The following is a 15,673-nucleotide window of genomic DNA, read 5'->3' on the forward strand; positions in this document are numbered from 1 at the left end:
CTTTATTTTATTTGCATTCAAAAAAATGATAAAATAAAAAAATGAATATAGTTGAAAAATTGATAAAAAAAAATAAAGTCTATTGCGGATCCGCAATAGATCTTTTTTGCGATAAAATCGAACTTCCAAACGGTGCCGTCGCGAAAAGAGAATATTTAGGACATCCCGGAGCAGCGGCGGTTCTTCCTTTTATAAGTAGGAAAAGTATTGTTTTGGTAAAACAATACAGATATCCCATAAATCAAATAACTTACGAAATACCCGCCGGTAAAATTGACAAAGGCGAAACGCCTCTTGAATGTATAACAAGGGAACTTGAAGAAGAGACAGGATATCGGGCTAAAAAATTGAAAAAACTCTTGGCGTTTTATCCTACTGCCGCTTTTTCAAATGAAATTATCCATATTTTTGCGGCTTTCGGACTTATAAATGGAGAGCAAAATCCGGATGAAGACGAGTTTGTTTCAAGAGAAATTATGAGTTTTAAAGAAGCTGTCAAAATGGTAAAAACAGGCAAAATAAAAGATTCAAAAACGATTATTGCATTGTTGTATTTTGAAAATATTTTAAAATAGCGTGGAATGTAGAAAATATCGTGCTTTCTTATTGGCTCTGCTGGAGAAAAAAGAGGATTTTATGAAGAGAAGCGGTTACTGCGGCGGTATAAGGGAAGACAGCATAGGTAAAGAGATTGCTGTTTGCGGATGGGTTCATTCGCGCAGAGATCACGGCGGAGTGATTTTTATTGATTTAAGAGATAGAGAGGGCATTCTACAGATTGTTTTCCAGCCTGAAAATAAAGAGATATTTGAAACGGCGGAGAAACTTCGCGGCGAATACGTAATCGCCGTTAAAGGTTTAGTGAGAAACAGACCTGACGGGACGGTAAATCCCAATATGCCCACAGGAAGCGTTGAGCTTATAGTTGCAGAACTTAAAGTTCTCAATACTTCGACGGGTCTTCCGTTTGAAATTTCAGATTATGTTGATACATCTGAGGAATTGAGATTAAAATACAGATATTTAGATTTGCGGCGCCCAAATTTTCAGAAAAATTTTGTAATGCGTCATAAAATTTCAAAAGGAATAAGAGACTTTTTAAATGAAGAGGGGTTTTTGGAAATTGAAACGCCGTTTTTAACCAAATCCACTCCGGAGGGAGCCAGAGATTTTTTAGTGCCGTCAAGACTCCAACGTGGAAATTTTTTTGCGTTGCCGCAATCTCCGCAACTTTTTAAACAGATTTTGATGGTTGCAGGTTTTGATAAATATTATCAGATTGCAAGATGTTTCAGAGATGAAGATTTGCGCGCGGATAGGCAGCTTGAATTTACACAAGTTGATATTGAAATGTCATTTGCAAACGAAGAAGATATAATGGGTGTAATAGAGAGAATGCTTGCAAGAACTTTTAAAGCGGCTTTGAATCTTGACGTGAAGACGCCTTTTGAAAGAATACCGTACGCGGAAGCAATGTTGAGGTTTGGTTCTGACAAACCCGACACAAGGTTTGAAATGGAAATAAAGGATTTATCTCCAGAACTTAAGAACAGCGGGTTTGGCGTGTTTTCATCTGCAATCTCAAAAGGCGGAACTGTAAGAGGTTTATGTATTCCGAAAGGCGCAAGCTTTTCCCGCTCTGAAATTGACGGACTTGCAAAATTTGTCGGCGAATACGGAGCCAAAGGTTTGGCGTGGATGAAAATTACTGACACTGGTGCGGACTCGAATATAGTAAAGTATTTCAAAGAAAATGAAATAAAAGCAGTTATATCTAAACTCAACGCTATATCCGGCGATTTAATTGTTTTTCTTGCGGACGAAGAAAAAATAGCTGCTCAAGGGTTGGGAGCGTTGAGACTTAGGATAGGTAGAGAATTCGGACTTATAGATAAAAATAAATTTAATTTTTTATGGATCGTTGATTTTCCTCTTATGGAATGGGATAAGGAAGAACAGAGATGGCAGGCGCTACACCATCCTTTTACTTCACCTGAGGATGCAAATTCTCTTACAAAAGAAAATGCGGGCATAGCAAAAGCGAGAGCGTATGATGTTGTTTTGAACGGCATAGAACTGGGCGGGGGTTCCATAAGAATACACAGGAGCGATGTTCAAAAGAAGATTTTTGATATTTTAAATATTTCAGATGAATCCGCGAAAGAAAAGTTTGGATTTTTGCTTGAAGCTCTGACTTATGGCGCTCCTCCGCATGGCGGCATAGCGTTGGGGTTTGACAGGCTTTGCGCCTTGATTGCAGGGGAAGATTCAATAAGAGAGGTTATAGCTTTCCCTAAAACACAGAAAGGGGTTGATCCTCTTTCAAATGCCCCTGCTCCGGCAAACGATAAACAGTTAAAAGAACTGGGAATACGTATTACAGTTAAACAAGCGGAAAGCTGAGAAAAGAAAAATAAAATCAGAAAGTTTGTTTATTACAACAAAATGTTTTGGCGCTAATATATCATGTTTTATATATTTTTTAAGTTTCATAGCTTTATTGTTTCGCTTTTTATAATGACGATAGAAAAGAGGCAGCTGCAGAAAAAAATACAAAAATGAATAATCCGTTTGAAAAATTGAAGTTTTGGATAACATTTGTCCTTATAAAATTTGTGAGAAAACTTAGAACGGAGCGACCTAAAAGCCCCGTTGTAAGGGAACCTAAAAATTTACTCTCAAAAGAAATTAAAATACCTACCTTTATTTCGCTGATTTTTACCGTTACTGCCATCTATTGCATGTTTGTTACAGGTCTTGCAGTAAACTATAAAACAATGCTTGGAGCTGTTATTCTTATAGCGGCTAGCGCGGCTTTCTTTATTCTCTATGCTCGAAGTAAAGAGAAGATGATGTTAAAAGATAACGATGCGGTTGTTTTAATGTGTCTGCTTTTTATAATTGCGGTATTAATGTTTCAGATTTCGAGAGAATACATCTCAGCTTTTGTGTCTCCAGCGTCTGCGTTTGCTCTCATGTCGGCAATGCTTTTATCACCGCGATTCGGAATTCTGTACGCTGTTTCTTTAAGTTCGTTCGTAGCTTTTTTGAATTTTATGAGATTTGACATTTTTATTGTTATGCTTTGCGGCAGCGTTGTAGCTGTGGCGGGCGCGCAAAGCATACGCAGCAGAGCGGATTTTATAAACACGGGTATTAAAACTGCCGCTGTACATGCGATAATAATAATAATGTTTTATTTTTTCGGCAGTTATAATGTTACAGAATTTAAACACAATCTTTTTTACGGGGCGCTGAACGGCGCATTTGTAATTATTATTATTCTCGTTTTTATGCCTTTGTTTGAAAAACTGTTTTCCAGAACGACGAATATTAAATTACTTGAACTTTCGGACTTCAACAATCCTTTGCTTAAAAGGCTTATACTTGAAGCTCCCGGCACATATCATCATTCGGTTATGGCAGCAGACATTGCAGAACAGGCCGCTAATGTTATAAATGATAATTCTCTTCTTGCAAGAGTAGGTGCTTATTATCACGATATAGGAAAACTCAAAAATCCGCAGTATTTCATAGAAAATCAGGTTTCCGATAATAATCCGCATGACGGATTATCTCCGACAATGTCAAATTTGATTTTAGTTTCGCACGTCAAAGACGGTGTTACTTTGGCGAAACAATATAATGTTGACAGCGAAATTATTAATATTATCGGACAGCATCACGGAACAACTTCTATACATACTTTTTATCACAGGGCTTTAGAAGAAAGTCCTAATATTGATATAGAAAATTTTAGATATCCGGGACCAAAACCTGCTACAAAAGTTGCCGCGATAGTAATGATAGCCGATTCTTCCGAAGCCGCCTGCCGTTGTATCGAAGAACCGACTGCCACGAGAATAAAAGATACCGTCGAAAAAATAATAAACAACAAATTTATTGATGGACAATTCTCGGATTGTCCCATAACTCTAAAAGATTTAGAAGCTATAAGAAGCAGTATAATTTCCACTATTATAGGCATCTACCATATAAGAATCGAATACAAAGAATGAGGAAAAACTGTAATTTTATAAATTTTGCCAATTTCCCAAAACAGTATGAGACGTTACTTAAAAAAGCTGCTGTAACTGTTTTAGAATCGGAAAAAGTTGAAAAGTATCAAATAAATTTTATAATGGTAGACGACAAAGAAATAAAAAAACTCAATACAAAGTATAGAAAAGTAAGACGCATAACAGATGTCATATCTTTTTTGGTGGTTCCGGAGCTTTTTATGGGCGACGTTTATATTTCAAAAAATCGTTCGCAAAAACAGGCAAAAGAATACGCTAACGCTTGGCAGCAGGAACTTGCCTATCTGGTAATCCACGGAGCGCTTCATCTTTGCGGATATACGGATTATGATGCCGTAAGCAGAGCAAAAATGTTTGCTAAACAGGATAAGATATTCAAATGTTTGTTTTATTGGCTTTAATTACTTTATTTCTGCTTTTGTTTTTATCGGCTTGGGTTTCCGCGTTTGAAATAGGAATTACGAGTCTATCAAAGTATAGAGTAAAAAAACTTATAGTTCAAACTCCAAAACTTTCAAAATCCTTGCTGTCATGGCTTGAATATCCGCATTACCTTCTCACAATTATTTTAACTCTCAACGTCGTCGCCGATATGCTCACAAGTTTTCTATCCGCGTTCGTTATGACCTCTGTTTTTTCTACGGTTAACAGATACGTTATAGAAACGATTACGTGGATTGCAACGTCTTTTACTCTTTTGATTTTTGGAGAACTCATACCTAAATTCTACGCAAGAGTAAACTCAGAAAAAGTTACGGTTATGTCAGTGCCTGTTTTTTCAAGAATGGAAAAAACTTTCAAGCCTTTTTTATACCTAATTAAAAAACTCGCTGAATTTTTGTCGTCTAAAACTCCAAATGTTAATTCTTATGGATTGAGCAGAGAAGAAGTTGAAAGTCTGCTATCAGAATGCGACTACAGCGGCGAGATAGATAAAGAGACCAGCACTATGCTTGAACGCACGCTTCGCTTCGGCGATTTGTCGGTAAGAAGAATAATGACGCCATTTAAAGATATAGAATCCGTGGATTTATCTTTGCAAAAAGAAGACTTTTTAGACAGAGCTGTTGAGATTTCAAGGAGCAGAGTGCCTGTGTATGTGAAATCAAAGGACAATATTATCGGCTATGTGCATATAAAAGATATTTTGATGTTATGGCAGGGAAATAAAGTCCATTTTATGAGTTCTCTTGTGAAGTCTCCTTATTATGTCAGCGAGGATAAAAAAATAGATGGTTTACTAAAAGAATTTCAGAGTGGAGAAACTCATATAGCGTTTGTAAAAGACAAAAATAACAATATAACCGGAATAGTTACGCTTGAAGACATACTGGAAGAAATTGTCGGCGAAATTCTTGACGAATACGAGCTTGAAAAATGATGATTTTAATTGTGGGTAAAATTACTCTGTTCGTTTTTCTTTTGCTCGTTTTGGTATTTTTTAACGGAGCGGAAACCGCCATTACGAGTTTACCCAGTGCTTGTTTGCACGAAATAAAGGAAAATCAAATAAAATATTCTAAAAATATAACTCTTTGGGAATCGCATACGCAGGAGCTGATGACTGCTATGATTATAGGTATAAATTTATCTATTGTCGGCATGGGAATCGTTTTGTCGTCTCTTGCCGTGGATATTTCCATGTACTATGAAATTAAATCCGATATTTTGAACATAATTTTCCCTTTTCTTTCAATAATTCTTGCATTGACAGTCGGAAGTATTTTACCGAAAACTTTGGCGCGGTACAACTCCGAAAGAATAGCATTGACAGCATTGCCAGCGGTAATAAAATTTGCGGCGGTTTTTAAAGTTGTCATCGGGCTTCTGCTTGGAATTTCAAACAGAATTATTAAACTGTTTAGCGCGCGGTCGGAGAGTCAATATATTAAAGCGGATGAAATAGATTTTTTGCTTTCAAATGAAAATACTTCGCCTCTTCCCGGTGACTCTAGAAAACTTGTAAGCAACATAATAGATTTTACTGAAAGAAAAATATCGCAGGTAATGAAACCGCTTTTTGAAATTTTTGCAGCAGACCTTGATTTGCCAGAAGAAGAAATAATCAAACGTATTATTGAGACAAAATATTCAAGAGTTCCAGTTTATAGAGGAAATATAAATAATATTGTCGGAATAATATATACGAAGAATCTTGCTGTTGCTTGGCGTAACTCCAAAATTATAGTGCTTGAAGACTTAATATATCCCGTTTATTATGTTCCAAAAGACGCAAAAATAAGCAAGATACTTAAAGAATTCAAAACGGGTCATCACCATATTGCGATAGTCGTCGATGAATTCGGTTCTACAATAGGGATAGCATCTATAGAAGATATCCTTGAAGAAATAGTTGGAGAAGTTTGGGACGAATATGATTCAAAAGAAAAAACTGCAATACCTTTAGAAGGCAATTCGTATATTATACAAGCTTATGAATCGATATCTAATGTAAATAGCAAATTAAATATTGAGATACCCGAAGGGAATTATAATACTGTTAACGGCTGGATTTTAGAGTTGTTTGGCAGAATTCCTAAAGCCGGCGAGAAAATAAATTGGCGGAATTGTTTTATAGAAATAAGAGACGCGGACTTAAAAAAAGTGAATAGAATTGCATTAAGGGTGTGTTCATAAAACAAAGTGTACTACACAATAAAAGGACTAGTTCTCAACACAAAAATAAAAGATGAGTATGATAAACTCATAACTGTTTATTCCTATGAGTGGGGAAAAATTCAGGCGGTTGTTCCTAGCGCAAAAAAAATTGCAGCAAAACTTTCCTCGTCCACCGAACCTTTAACGGAGAGCGAATTTATGGTTTTTAGTGGTCATTCTTCTGTAAGACCTAAAATTACCGGCGCGAATATAATTGAAAACAATACGAAAATAAAAATGAATTTCAATAGAAATTTGTACGCTTTATATACTGCGGAAATAAGCGACAAATTCGCTCCTTTTAATCTCAAAAATACCGTAAAGTACGACTTAATAGCGAGAATCTGGGAAATACTTGGCACTTGTAAATATCCGAAACGTGCGATTACGGCGTTTACTTTGCGCTTCTTAAAACTTTCGGGATATGCTTTTTCGGATTACTTAAAAAATAGCGGCGCTTTTGTGAATAAAGACATTGAAAAGGCTATAAAAAAACTTTCAAACTGTTCGGGAGATGATATTGACGCGCTTGAAGGAATAGAGGAAGAAAAAACTTGGAACTGTGTTGAAACTTATCTTATAAATTATATACGTCGTCCCGCGTTAAGCATTTTTCTGCAAAAAATCGGCAAAAGGAATTTTCAATTGACAAAATAAGAGAAAGTTGTTATACTTCTCCCTGCAATATGCGGATAACTGACGTCATTTTGACGTACGTATTCAGGTATTTTACCATCTTTTGTTTCAGAAAAATAGTAAAAAAGCAGAAAGAAATATAAAGGTAAAGGAAGAAATTTGATAGATTCCAGATGCTTTTATGAGGGGGAAACGCAATGATTAATGCCGGAGATACAGCTTTTATGATAATATGCACTGTCTTTGTGTTTATTATGACACCGGGTCTCGCTCTTTTTTACGGAGGTTTAGGTCGCAGAAAAAATATGGTAAATAATATGATGAATTCTGCATTTATTATGGGGCTAGGTATTGTTTTATATGTGCTGATAGGTTATTCGCTGTCATTTGGAGAAGGAGGAGGAAGTTTTATAGGGTCTTTTAAGAATTTCGGACTTTCTGGCATTACAAAAGATTCCCTCGCTGGATCGTTGCCTACGTTTGTCTTTGTAGCGTTCCAAATGATGTTTGCTCTTATAACTCCGGCAATTATAACGGGGTCTGTCGCGGGTAGAATGAGATTTAAAGCATTGTTTTTCTTCATAGCTTTGTGGTCAATATTCGTATATTATCCTCTGGCGCATATGGTGTGGGGCGGAGGATTTATCGGCGGCGAAATCGGGGCTCTTGACTTTGCCGGTGGAGATGTGGTGCATATTAGTTCGGGTACGACGGGTCTTATTCTCGCAATTTTGCTCGGCAAAAGAGTCGGTTACGCTCAGACTTCATATCGTATCCATAATGTGCCTTTCGTTCTTATAGGTGTGGCGCTTTTATGGTTCGGCTGGTTTGGTTTTAACGCAGGAAGCGCTTTAGCGGCAAACGGACTTGCAGCTCATGCGTTCATGACGACGGCTATATCTGCCGCTGTTGCTATGTTAACTTGGATGCTCATAGATGTAATTAAGCAGAAAAAAGCTACTTTAATTGGTGCTTGCACCGGTATTGTAGCGGGTTTGGTGGGCATCACTCCCGCAGCAGGTTTTGTTGATATGTGGGCTGCTTTAATTATTGGCATAACCGTAAGTCCCGTCTGCTATTTTGGGATAGTGCTTATTAAACGGATATTTAAGATTGACGATGCTTTAGATGCTTTTGGATGTCATGGTATCGGCGGTATATGGGGCGGCATATTGACTGGCGTTTTCGTAAATCCCGCAATCAACGGCGGCAAACCGGGACTTATTTTCGGTCAGACTGAACAGCTCTTTTCACAGATTGAGGGTATACTTGTAACTTTTGTGATAGTTATTACAGGAACTTTGTTATGTGCCGGAATCGTTAGGATGTTCATACCTCTTCGCGTAAAAAAGAAAGAAGAACTTATAGGTTTGGATATGTCGGAACATGGTGAAAATGCATATCCGTCGTTTACTGGTTTGGATTAATAAAAATTCTTTCTCTCGCCGCTTTCCATTTCCTCTGCTCTCTTATATCTTGAGGGTGGACGGATTAAGGTGGGAAGAGCAAATATAAAGGAGGAGTTTCATGATAAAAATCGAAGCTATAGTTCGCGAAGAAAAATTGGAAGATATAAAAGAGGCTCTTGACAGAGTTGAAGTAAAAGGTGTTACCATTTCGCAAGTCATGGGATGCGGGAAACAAAAAGGCTATAAAGAATTTGTGCGAGGAACTGAAATTGCCATAACCATGCTTCCAAAAATTAAAATTGAGATTATAGTTTCTTCTGAAGAGTGGGAACGGAAAACAATAAAAGCAATTCAAGAAGCGGCTTATACCGGCGCTCCCGGCGATGGAAAAATATTCAGCTATAACTTGCGCAGTGTTATGAGAGTGCGCACTAAAGAAATTGGAACGTCAGCAATAAATTGACAAAATGTAAAATTATCATATGATAAAAATGTAGAATCAAACTATGCAGAGTAATGTATGCAGGAAAATTATCCAGCCGTTTGAAAAAGCTCTAAGTAAATTGCAAGACGGAAGTCTAATAGGTCGGGAATATTGTGCGAAAGACAACAAGCCGCTGATGGACAATCAGTCAAAACAAATTGGCTGGAGCAAGTTTAACCAAGTTGACATTCATACAAAAATCTTATGGAGAAAGCAAACGGATGTCAATTGGAAAATGTAAAAAATTTGAAAGACTTAGAAGGAAAATGAGAAACCTTTTAAAATTGAAAGTTAAAAATTATCCTTATGATTGAGGCTAAGAGGGTTAACTTAATCTCTAGCTGTAAGCAAGAATACAGAGATAAGCTGTTTCAGGTCAGGCAGAAGCTTCTGAAAGAGATTTAATTACAAAAAATAATACGAAAAAGGATATTAACTATCATTGGTGGATGTAGTTGACCAAATGATAAACAGAAGGCACCACCTTAATATCAATAAACAAAAAACGCCTCATCGGAGACGGACATTTCATAACTGTAACCTAAAGCCGCATTTCTTTTTTTCCTAAAGTTGCATATATTCTAATTTTCTTCAAGATTTCGCTCGTCTTTAACAAATTTTGATATATAATCAGTTGTGTTTGTGGTATTTATCGTATTATTCCGCCGCCTAAAACTATATTGTTTCTGTAAAACACCGCGCTTTGTCCCGCGGTGACAGACATTTGCGGTTGAGTAAATTCAATTTTTGCCGAGAATGTTCCCCGCGGAATAATAAGTGCTTTTGCAGGTTTGTGTTGTTGTCGAATTTTTACGGTTGCTTCAATAGGTTCTTTCGGGGCGGAAATAGAATTCCACAATACCTTTTCAACTGTGAGCGACAAAGAGTATAAATTTTCTTTTGTGCCTACTGTCACAATATTTTGTTTAGCCGAAATATTTATAACGTACAACGGATATTTCGTCCCTCCCGCAAGTCCGAGACCTTTGCGTTTTCCCACCGTATAGTTCCATATCCCGTTGTGTTTTCCTAAAATTTTGCCGTTTTTGTCCACAATATTTCCTGGATTTGCGGAAAACTGTAAAATATTATTATAATCTCCACAGTAAAAATCCTGGCTGTCGGGTTTTTCGGCTGATGGAATTCCTGTTTCTTTCGCAATATTTCTGACTTGCTCCTTAGTGTAAGCGCCTAACGGGAAAATGGTTTCTGAAAGAGTTTTCTGCGTAAGTCTATATAAAAAATAAGTCTGATCTTTATTTATATCGGCGGCTTTGTGTAATTGATACATATTGATAGAATCGTCAAATCCTATGCTTGCATAATGTCCTGTGGCAAATTTGCCAAAAGAAAGACCGATTCTTTTAGCGGCAGCAGGAAGAATGCCGAACTTAATATAAGCGTTGCACCGTATGCAGGGATTTGGCGTGCGCCCTTCTTTATACTCATTTTTAAAATTTTCAAGAACAACTTTTTTGTATTCTTTTTGGCAGTCTATTATATGTAAAGGAATTTTAAGGAAATCAGATATTTTGCGCGCCGTTTCAATATCTTCATTTTCTGGTCCGAGACAAGAATCGGCGTTTTTTATTTTCGGCTTCGGAAGAGAATCGTCCCATATAGACATCATTGCGCCTGTCACTTCATGACCTTGTTTTTTTAATAGATAAGCGGCAACTGCAGAATCAACTCCGCCGCTCAAGCCGACTAATATTTTCATTTTTTTTGATAACCTCTGTCTCTGGCTTTTACATTCTTTATAGCAAAAAAATATCGGACAGACTAAGTTTTTTATAATTCATATCAAGCTCTTACTTTAATTACATACCTTATATCAACTTAATTCTTCGCCTAACTCTTATTTCACTCGCGGTTGTCCCGCTAAACTATCTTTATTTTCATAAATGATCCGCAGCTTTGGTTTGGCGTTGTTTTGCGGCTGTTCCTATTTCTTAAGAAATATTTTTTTCTGGTCGTCCTCCAACTCTTTCGTATTAGTGTTGCAATTTTGTATTTTTCGCATAAGCTGTGTCTTGTCGTCTGCATAATTTCCTCCGCGGCAATAAATGAAACAATACGCCTTGTAAAGTAACGCTGGCGACGCAAAAGAGCAAACTTAGGTGTAATATTTCTAATGCCGTTGGCGCTTTCCCTATGGATATTTTTTTATCTTTGTGTCAGAGGTAAGTTTCTCCGGGCAGACTTTTCGCCATTAAACTATCGCAGCTCATTTTCAAGCCAACCATTAAAACGGCTCTTTCTCTTGCGGCGATATTTAAAACAAAAGTTGTTTTGCCTATGCTGGTTTGTCATCAATAACATACAGATTATCTTTAGACACGCTCCGCCGCCCAACAATTCGTCAAGACTCTTTAAAACCTGTTTCCGTTATGGAAATTTCTGCTTTTTTTCCAGCTTATTCAAAATTTTTCAGCGTTTCAACAAACAGAACACACCGTCATAATCTTTCTTTCTAGTTCTGGTTTATCCTGTTTTACCGCCTCAGAAACGTTCTCTGTCTTTGCCATAGCTTCAGCTGATAATTTGTAGTATTTTATCTTAAGCTCGTTCAGTTCTGTTATTATCAGCTCTTTCGTCTCGTCGTCACCTTTGCCGCCGCAGAAAGCTAATATAATCTCTGGCATGTTTTCTCTATTTTTTTTCTAACTTTTCTATTAAACGCAGCATGCCGTCTTTGTTTTCCAGCTGTACTCCGCAATATCTCTCAAGACTATCGCCAAGTTTCGAGGAGTTATTGAAGTTTGTTATCAACGTTTGCTCTTTACGCTTGAAACATTCTTTAAAAAAATTGTCTGATTCTTTGCCTGCCCGATAAGATTTGTGTCCAAATAATTCGGTCTCTTTCTTTTCTGCTTTAGATATAGTATTCCTCCATGTCTGAGAAGATTTGCAAAAATGACGGAATTTTCTGCATTTTTTACATTGATTGGTTTGAAAAGACTGTGTTAAAAGATTGACTATTGAATAGTATTTAGATGGGGTTTTTACGCCAAGAGAAAGTTAAATGATTATCTAAATATAATCCGGAGAGGCGTATTTTTCTATACGCCTTTACTCTTTTTAAACTCCTGTTTCTAAGACTGTTCTCCTGTAATGTTTTCCGTTTAGTCATTCGCTCTTAATTTGCGTCCTAGTATCTCTATAGTCTGTTTAAGGCATGTATCTATTAATTTATAAATGCCGCCCCTCGCCGCATTATCTGCTCGGTGCACATGTCCTCTTGTGGCGTTGCCTGCCCTTGCGTAAATCCAAATATAATATTTGTCATTTATATGATTGTCGCGTCCTCAATCTCTGTTCCATGCCGGCACTCTTATGCGACCATATATAGCATAATAATTATACCGCAACCACACTTGAATTATATAAATGAGTTATATATAATAAACAGAAATTCCTGTATCGGCAAAGCGTGTGCGAATTTCTAATGAGCGACAATAAGTAAATGACGCGCAGAATGCAGAGCTGAGGTCGGTAGCTTTATTTATATAGAAAGTCGCGTTGTGCCTAAAGTATAAAAATGTAAACGCGGATTTAACACGAAAAAAATAGTTTTAGCAGCCATGCTGTGTCTTTATTCGCCAATCCCAAGCCTTATTTAAATTTAAAGATAAATTGTGTTTTGGAACTTGTAGCGCTGCATATTTTGAATCGCGTTCAAAGACTGATGTGAATCAAGCTGCAGAAGAGAGTGTAGCGATAAATGCAGCTGCGAGATATAAGAGAAGTTCTATAATTAAAATGCAGAAGTGATTGCGGGTGTCAATATAACTAGGATAAACATATCACTATATAAAAGTTGGCAAAGAAAATTTATTTGCCAACTTTTTTGCGTGTATGGTTAGGAGTTTTTTTATGAAGGTGTGCAATGGATAATAAAACGTTATCAAAATATGCCGGTAAAACAGCTTTTGGTACTATTCTTTCAAGAATACTCGGTTATATAAGAGATACGCTTGTTGCTAACCTATTTGGCACGGGTATGTTTGCCGACACTTTTTACGCTGCTTTTAGAATCCCTAATCTGTTTAGACGAATTTTTGGTGAAGGTGCGTTTTCAGCAGCTTTTATACCCGTATTGAGCGAGTACTTGCATACCCAAAAAAAAACAGAAGTACAAAAATTCTTGAATGCAGTATTTGCGATTCTTTTAATAATACTGATAACAATATCTGTTTTAGGAATGTTTTTTTCGCCGTTTCTTACAAAAATAGTGGCGGGCGGATTTGTAAATGACCCAGAAAAGATGTTGCTTACGACAGAGCTTACAAGGCTGATGTTCCCGTTTATTCTTTTTATATGTCTTGCTGCTTTTTTATTGGCAATATTAAATACTTTGCATTCATTCTTTATTCCGGCTTTTGCTCCAGCCGCATTAAGTTTTTCTGAAATTTTTTACATACTTGCTGTTGCTCCCATGCTCGTTCCGAGCAATCAAATTAAAGGACTTGCTGCAAGTGTTGTTATAGGGGGGATGCTGCATTTTTTTGTGCAGTACCCTAAACTTAGAAGTTTGGGATGGCATTTAAAATTTAAACTTGATTTAAAACATCCGGGCGTAAAAAAAATTGTTTTTCTCATGCTGCCGTCAATTATAGGTTTATCTGTGGAGCAAATAAATGCTTTAGTTGACAGCAGGTTTGCCTCTTCTTTAGGCGCAGGCTCGGTGTCGGTACTTTATTATTCTAACAGAATTATGCAAGCACCTCTTGCAATTTTTGGATTTGCTTTTGCCAATGCTTCGCTTCCTGCAATGTCAAAATTTTTTGCTCAAAAAGATATGACAATGCTCAAAAGCTCTCTAAATTACTCTATACGTCTTACTGTTTTTACTCTTCTTCCCGCAACGGTCGGACTTATGGTTATAGGGCTTCCTATAGTAAAACTTTTATTTGAGCATGGCAAGTTTAATCTTTCAGGGTCAATTATGACAAACAATGCGTTATTTTATTATTCTCTAGGTCTTCCCGCTTATGCTCTATCAAAAATTTTTGCAAATGTTTTTTATTCGCTTCAAGACACAAAAATGCCTGTTAAAATAGCTGTAGGAGCTATGATTTTACACATTGGGCTATGCGTTATATTGATACATCCAATGGGGGTTAAAGGACTTGCTCTGGCGACAGCAGTATCATCTTATTTTAATTTTATTTTGCTTGTTATTTATCTAAAAAAACGCATAGGTGAGCTAGGTCTTAAACAAATATTGTTTTCATCTTCAAAGTCTTTGCTTGCGGCTACTGTAACGGGTATAACGTCTTGGAATATGTGCAGGATTTCAGACAACTTAATCATTGCGGTTCCTATTGCAATAATTTCTGGATTTATAGCTTTTATTATAGTTTCATATATTTTAAAAGTAGAAGAGCTAAAAATATTTTTATCAATATTTTCAAAGTATAAAAAATCTTAAGAAAAAGGGCGGATTCAAGGTGATAAAGCAACAGTTTTGTTCCTTAATTTCCGTTGCCTGTATTGGCGGATTTACTTTCGGCGATGCTTATTTCAGGCGATACAGCCCTCAAAACGCCTGCCTTTTCAATCCCAAAAATAAACGATGAAAATGACCGATTACACCGCGGCGGCATCCAGTCGTTGACGCTTTTTAATCGTAGAAATAAGCGGGGCAAAGTCTTGCCAGCATAAGACAGCTGAAAAAGCGTTAAACAACCTTCAAAATGCAGACTTGTGTGGCGGGAATATGGCAAGAAAGGGAAGAAACCAATATCAGTCGAAAATGTAAAAGAACGGAAGGTCTTCCGAAATCTCTGCATAAACATAAAAATTATATGGGAAATTGTCAAAATACCAGAACAATTAGCAACGGCGGATAATGCTCAACAAGTATTGGAACAATCAACAAAGAAAGATAACAATCAACAGCCAGAACTGTTTTCAACTATTGGCAAAACGCAAGCAACTCCCTCGAGAAAAAGCCTCTTACATCTTTTAAATCTTTTATAGATTTAAATGGGCAGTTGCCTGTTTGGACAGGTAGCTCCTGCTTAACGGAAGAGTCGCGGCGAAGACAAATCCGTTAAGTCTGGTTGTCTTTTCTTTTGGGAAGCCGTGTCTTTCTTTCAAGGCAAACAGACTTAAAGACAACGGCGTTAAAGCCGCTAAGTCTTTTTCTTAGAAGAAGCAGAAATCTTTTGCTGATAAGGTTGTTACTTTAATGCGTTTTGAGGATCCTTATCGTGGATCTGTTGTTATCGCTGATAAGACTTTGAAGTATAAATGACAGTTTAATCAAAACTATTCTGATTTTGCTATTTTGATGAAGAATAATTCGCAAGCCACTCAGATTCAAACTGAATTTTTCTTGCGTTTTATTCCTTTTAGTCCTTCTTCTGACATAAAAAATATTTTCTTCCGTTGAAATTAAGGATATTTTTGCTTATTTTGAATTCTTAAAGATGATGGTT

At 36.8% G+C, this 15,673-nt stretch carries 14 protein-coding genes; 12 read left to right on the forward strand and 2 right to left on the reverse strand.

From position 1 onward, the window contains the following. Window positions 1–41: 41 nt before the first annotated feature. The 10 genes from LE179_RS01060 (at window position 42) to LE179_RS01105 (ending at window position 9,468) form a co-directional block, all read left to right on the forward strand. Window positions 42–575: an NUDIX domain-containing protein gene (locus LE179_RS01060; protein ID WP_374128524.1), complete on the forward strand. Its 534-nt coding sequence runs from the start codon at window positions 42–44 to the stop codon at window positions 573–575. A gap of 61 nt (window positions 576–636) precedes the next feature. Next, a complete protein-coding gene (gene aspS / locus LE179_RS01065; RefSeq protein ID WP_374128525.1) occupies window positions 637–2,403 on the forward strand; it encodes an aspartate--tRNA ligase in 1,767 nt (588 codons plus the stop codon). A gap of 155 nt (window positions 2,404–2,558) precedes the next feature. Then, window positions 2,559–4,019 (forward strand): HD family phosphohydrolase, encoded by a 1,461-nt coding sequence (locus LE179_RS01070; RefSeq protein ID WP_374128526.1) that lies wholly within the window; start codon window positions 2,559–2,561, stop codon window positions 4,017–4,019. Next, window positions 4,016–4,441 (forward strand): rRNA maturation RNase YbeY, encoded by a 426-nt coding sequence (gene ybeY, locus LE179_RS01075; RefSeq protein WP_374128527.1) that lies wholly within the window; start codon window positions 4,016–4,018, stop codon window positions 4,439–4,441. Before LE179_RS01070 ends, ybeY begins: the two co-directional genes overlap by 4 nt. Beyond that, window positions 4,420–5,421, forward strand: a complete 1,002-nt coding sequence (locus tag LE179_RS01080) for a hemolysin family protein (RefSeq protein ID WP_374128528.1) — start codon at window positions 4,420–4,422, stop codon at window positions 5,419–5,421. Before ybeY ends, LE179_RS01080 begins: the two co-directional genes overlap by 22 nt. Then, a complete protein-coding gene (locus LE179_RS01085; RefSeq protein ID WP_374128529.1) occupies window positions 5,418–6,677 on the forward strand; it encodes a hemolysin family protein in 1,260 nt (419 codons plus the stop codon). Before LE179_RS01080 ends, LE179_RS01085 begins: the two co-directional genes overlap by 4 nt. A gap of 6 nt (window positions 6,678–6,683) precedes the next feature. Continuing rightward, window positions 6,684–7,355 (forward strand): DNA repair protein RecO, encoded by a 672-nt coding sequence (recO, locus tag LE179_RS01090; protein WP_374128530.1) that lies wholly within the window; start codon window positions 6,684–6,686, stop codon window positions 7,353–7,355. A 179-nt stretch (window positions 7,356–7,534) separates the two neighbouring features. Continuing rightward, window positions 7,535–8,761, forward strand: coding sequence for an ammonium transporter (locus LE179_RS01095; protein WP_374128575.1), 1,227 nt, complete (start codon window positions 7,535–7,537; stop codon window positions 8,759–8,761). 100 nt (window positions 8,762–8,861) lie between these two features. After that, on the forward strand, window positions 8,862–9,206 hold the full coding sequence (locus LE179_RS01100) for a P-II family nitrogen regulator (protein WP_374128531.1): 345 nt from the start codon (window positions 8,862–8,864) through the stop codon (window positions 9,204–9,206). A gap of 43 nt (window positions 9,207–9,249) precedes the next feature. After that, window positions 9,250–9,468 (forward strand): hypothetical protein, encoded by a 219-nt coding sequence (locus tag LE179_RS01105; RefSeq protein ID WP_374128532.1) that lies wholly within the window; start codon window positions 9,250–9,252, stop codon window positions 9,466–9,468. A 408-nt stretch (window positions 9,469–9,876) separates the two neighbouring features. Here LE179_RS01105 and mnmA read toward each other — a convergent pair whose 3' ends face one another. Then, complete coding sequence (mnmA, locus tag LE179_RS01110; protein ID WP_374128533.1) at window positions 9,877–10,947, reverse strand: tRNA 2-thiouridine(34) synthase MnmA; 1,071 nt, start codon at window positions 10,945–10,947, stop codon at window positions 9,877–9,879. 718 nt (window positions 10,948–11,665) lie between these two features. Further along, window positions 11,666–11,872: a hypothetical protein gene (locus tag LE179_RS01115; protein ID WP_374128534.1), complete on the reverse strand. Its 207-nt coding sequence runs from the start codon at window positions 11,870–11,872 to the stop codon at window positions 11,666–11,668. A gap of 1,244 nt (window positions 11,873–13,116) precedes the next feature. On the opposite strand from LE179_RS01115, the gene murJ reads away from it, so the two are divergent. Continuing rightward, window positions 13,117–14,661, forward strand: coding sequence for a murein biosynthesis integral membrane protein MurJ (murJ, locus tag LE179_RS01120; RefSeq protein WP_374128535.1), 1,545 nt, complete (start codon window positions 13,117–13,119; stop codon window positions 14,659–14,661). Window positions 14,662–14,936: 275 nt separating this feature from the next. Next, on the forward strand, window positions 14,937–15,212 hold the full coding sequence (locus tag LE179_RS01125) for a hypothetical protein (RefSeq protein WP_374128536.1): 276 nt from the start codon (window positions 14,937–14,939) through the stop codon (window positions 15,210–15,212). Window positions 15,213–15,673: the final 461 nt, after the last annotated feature.

The sequence above is a fragment of the Candidatus Endomicrobiellum agilis genome (assembly GCF_020328115.1).
Taxonomy (GTDB): Bacteria; Elusimicrobiota; Endomicrobiia; order Endomicrobiales; family Endomicrobiaceae; genus Endomicrobiellum; species Endomicrobiellum agilis.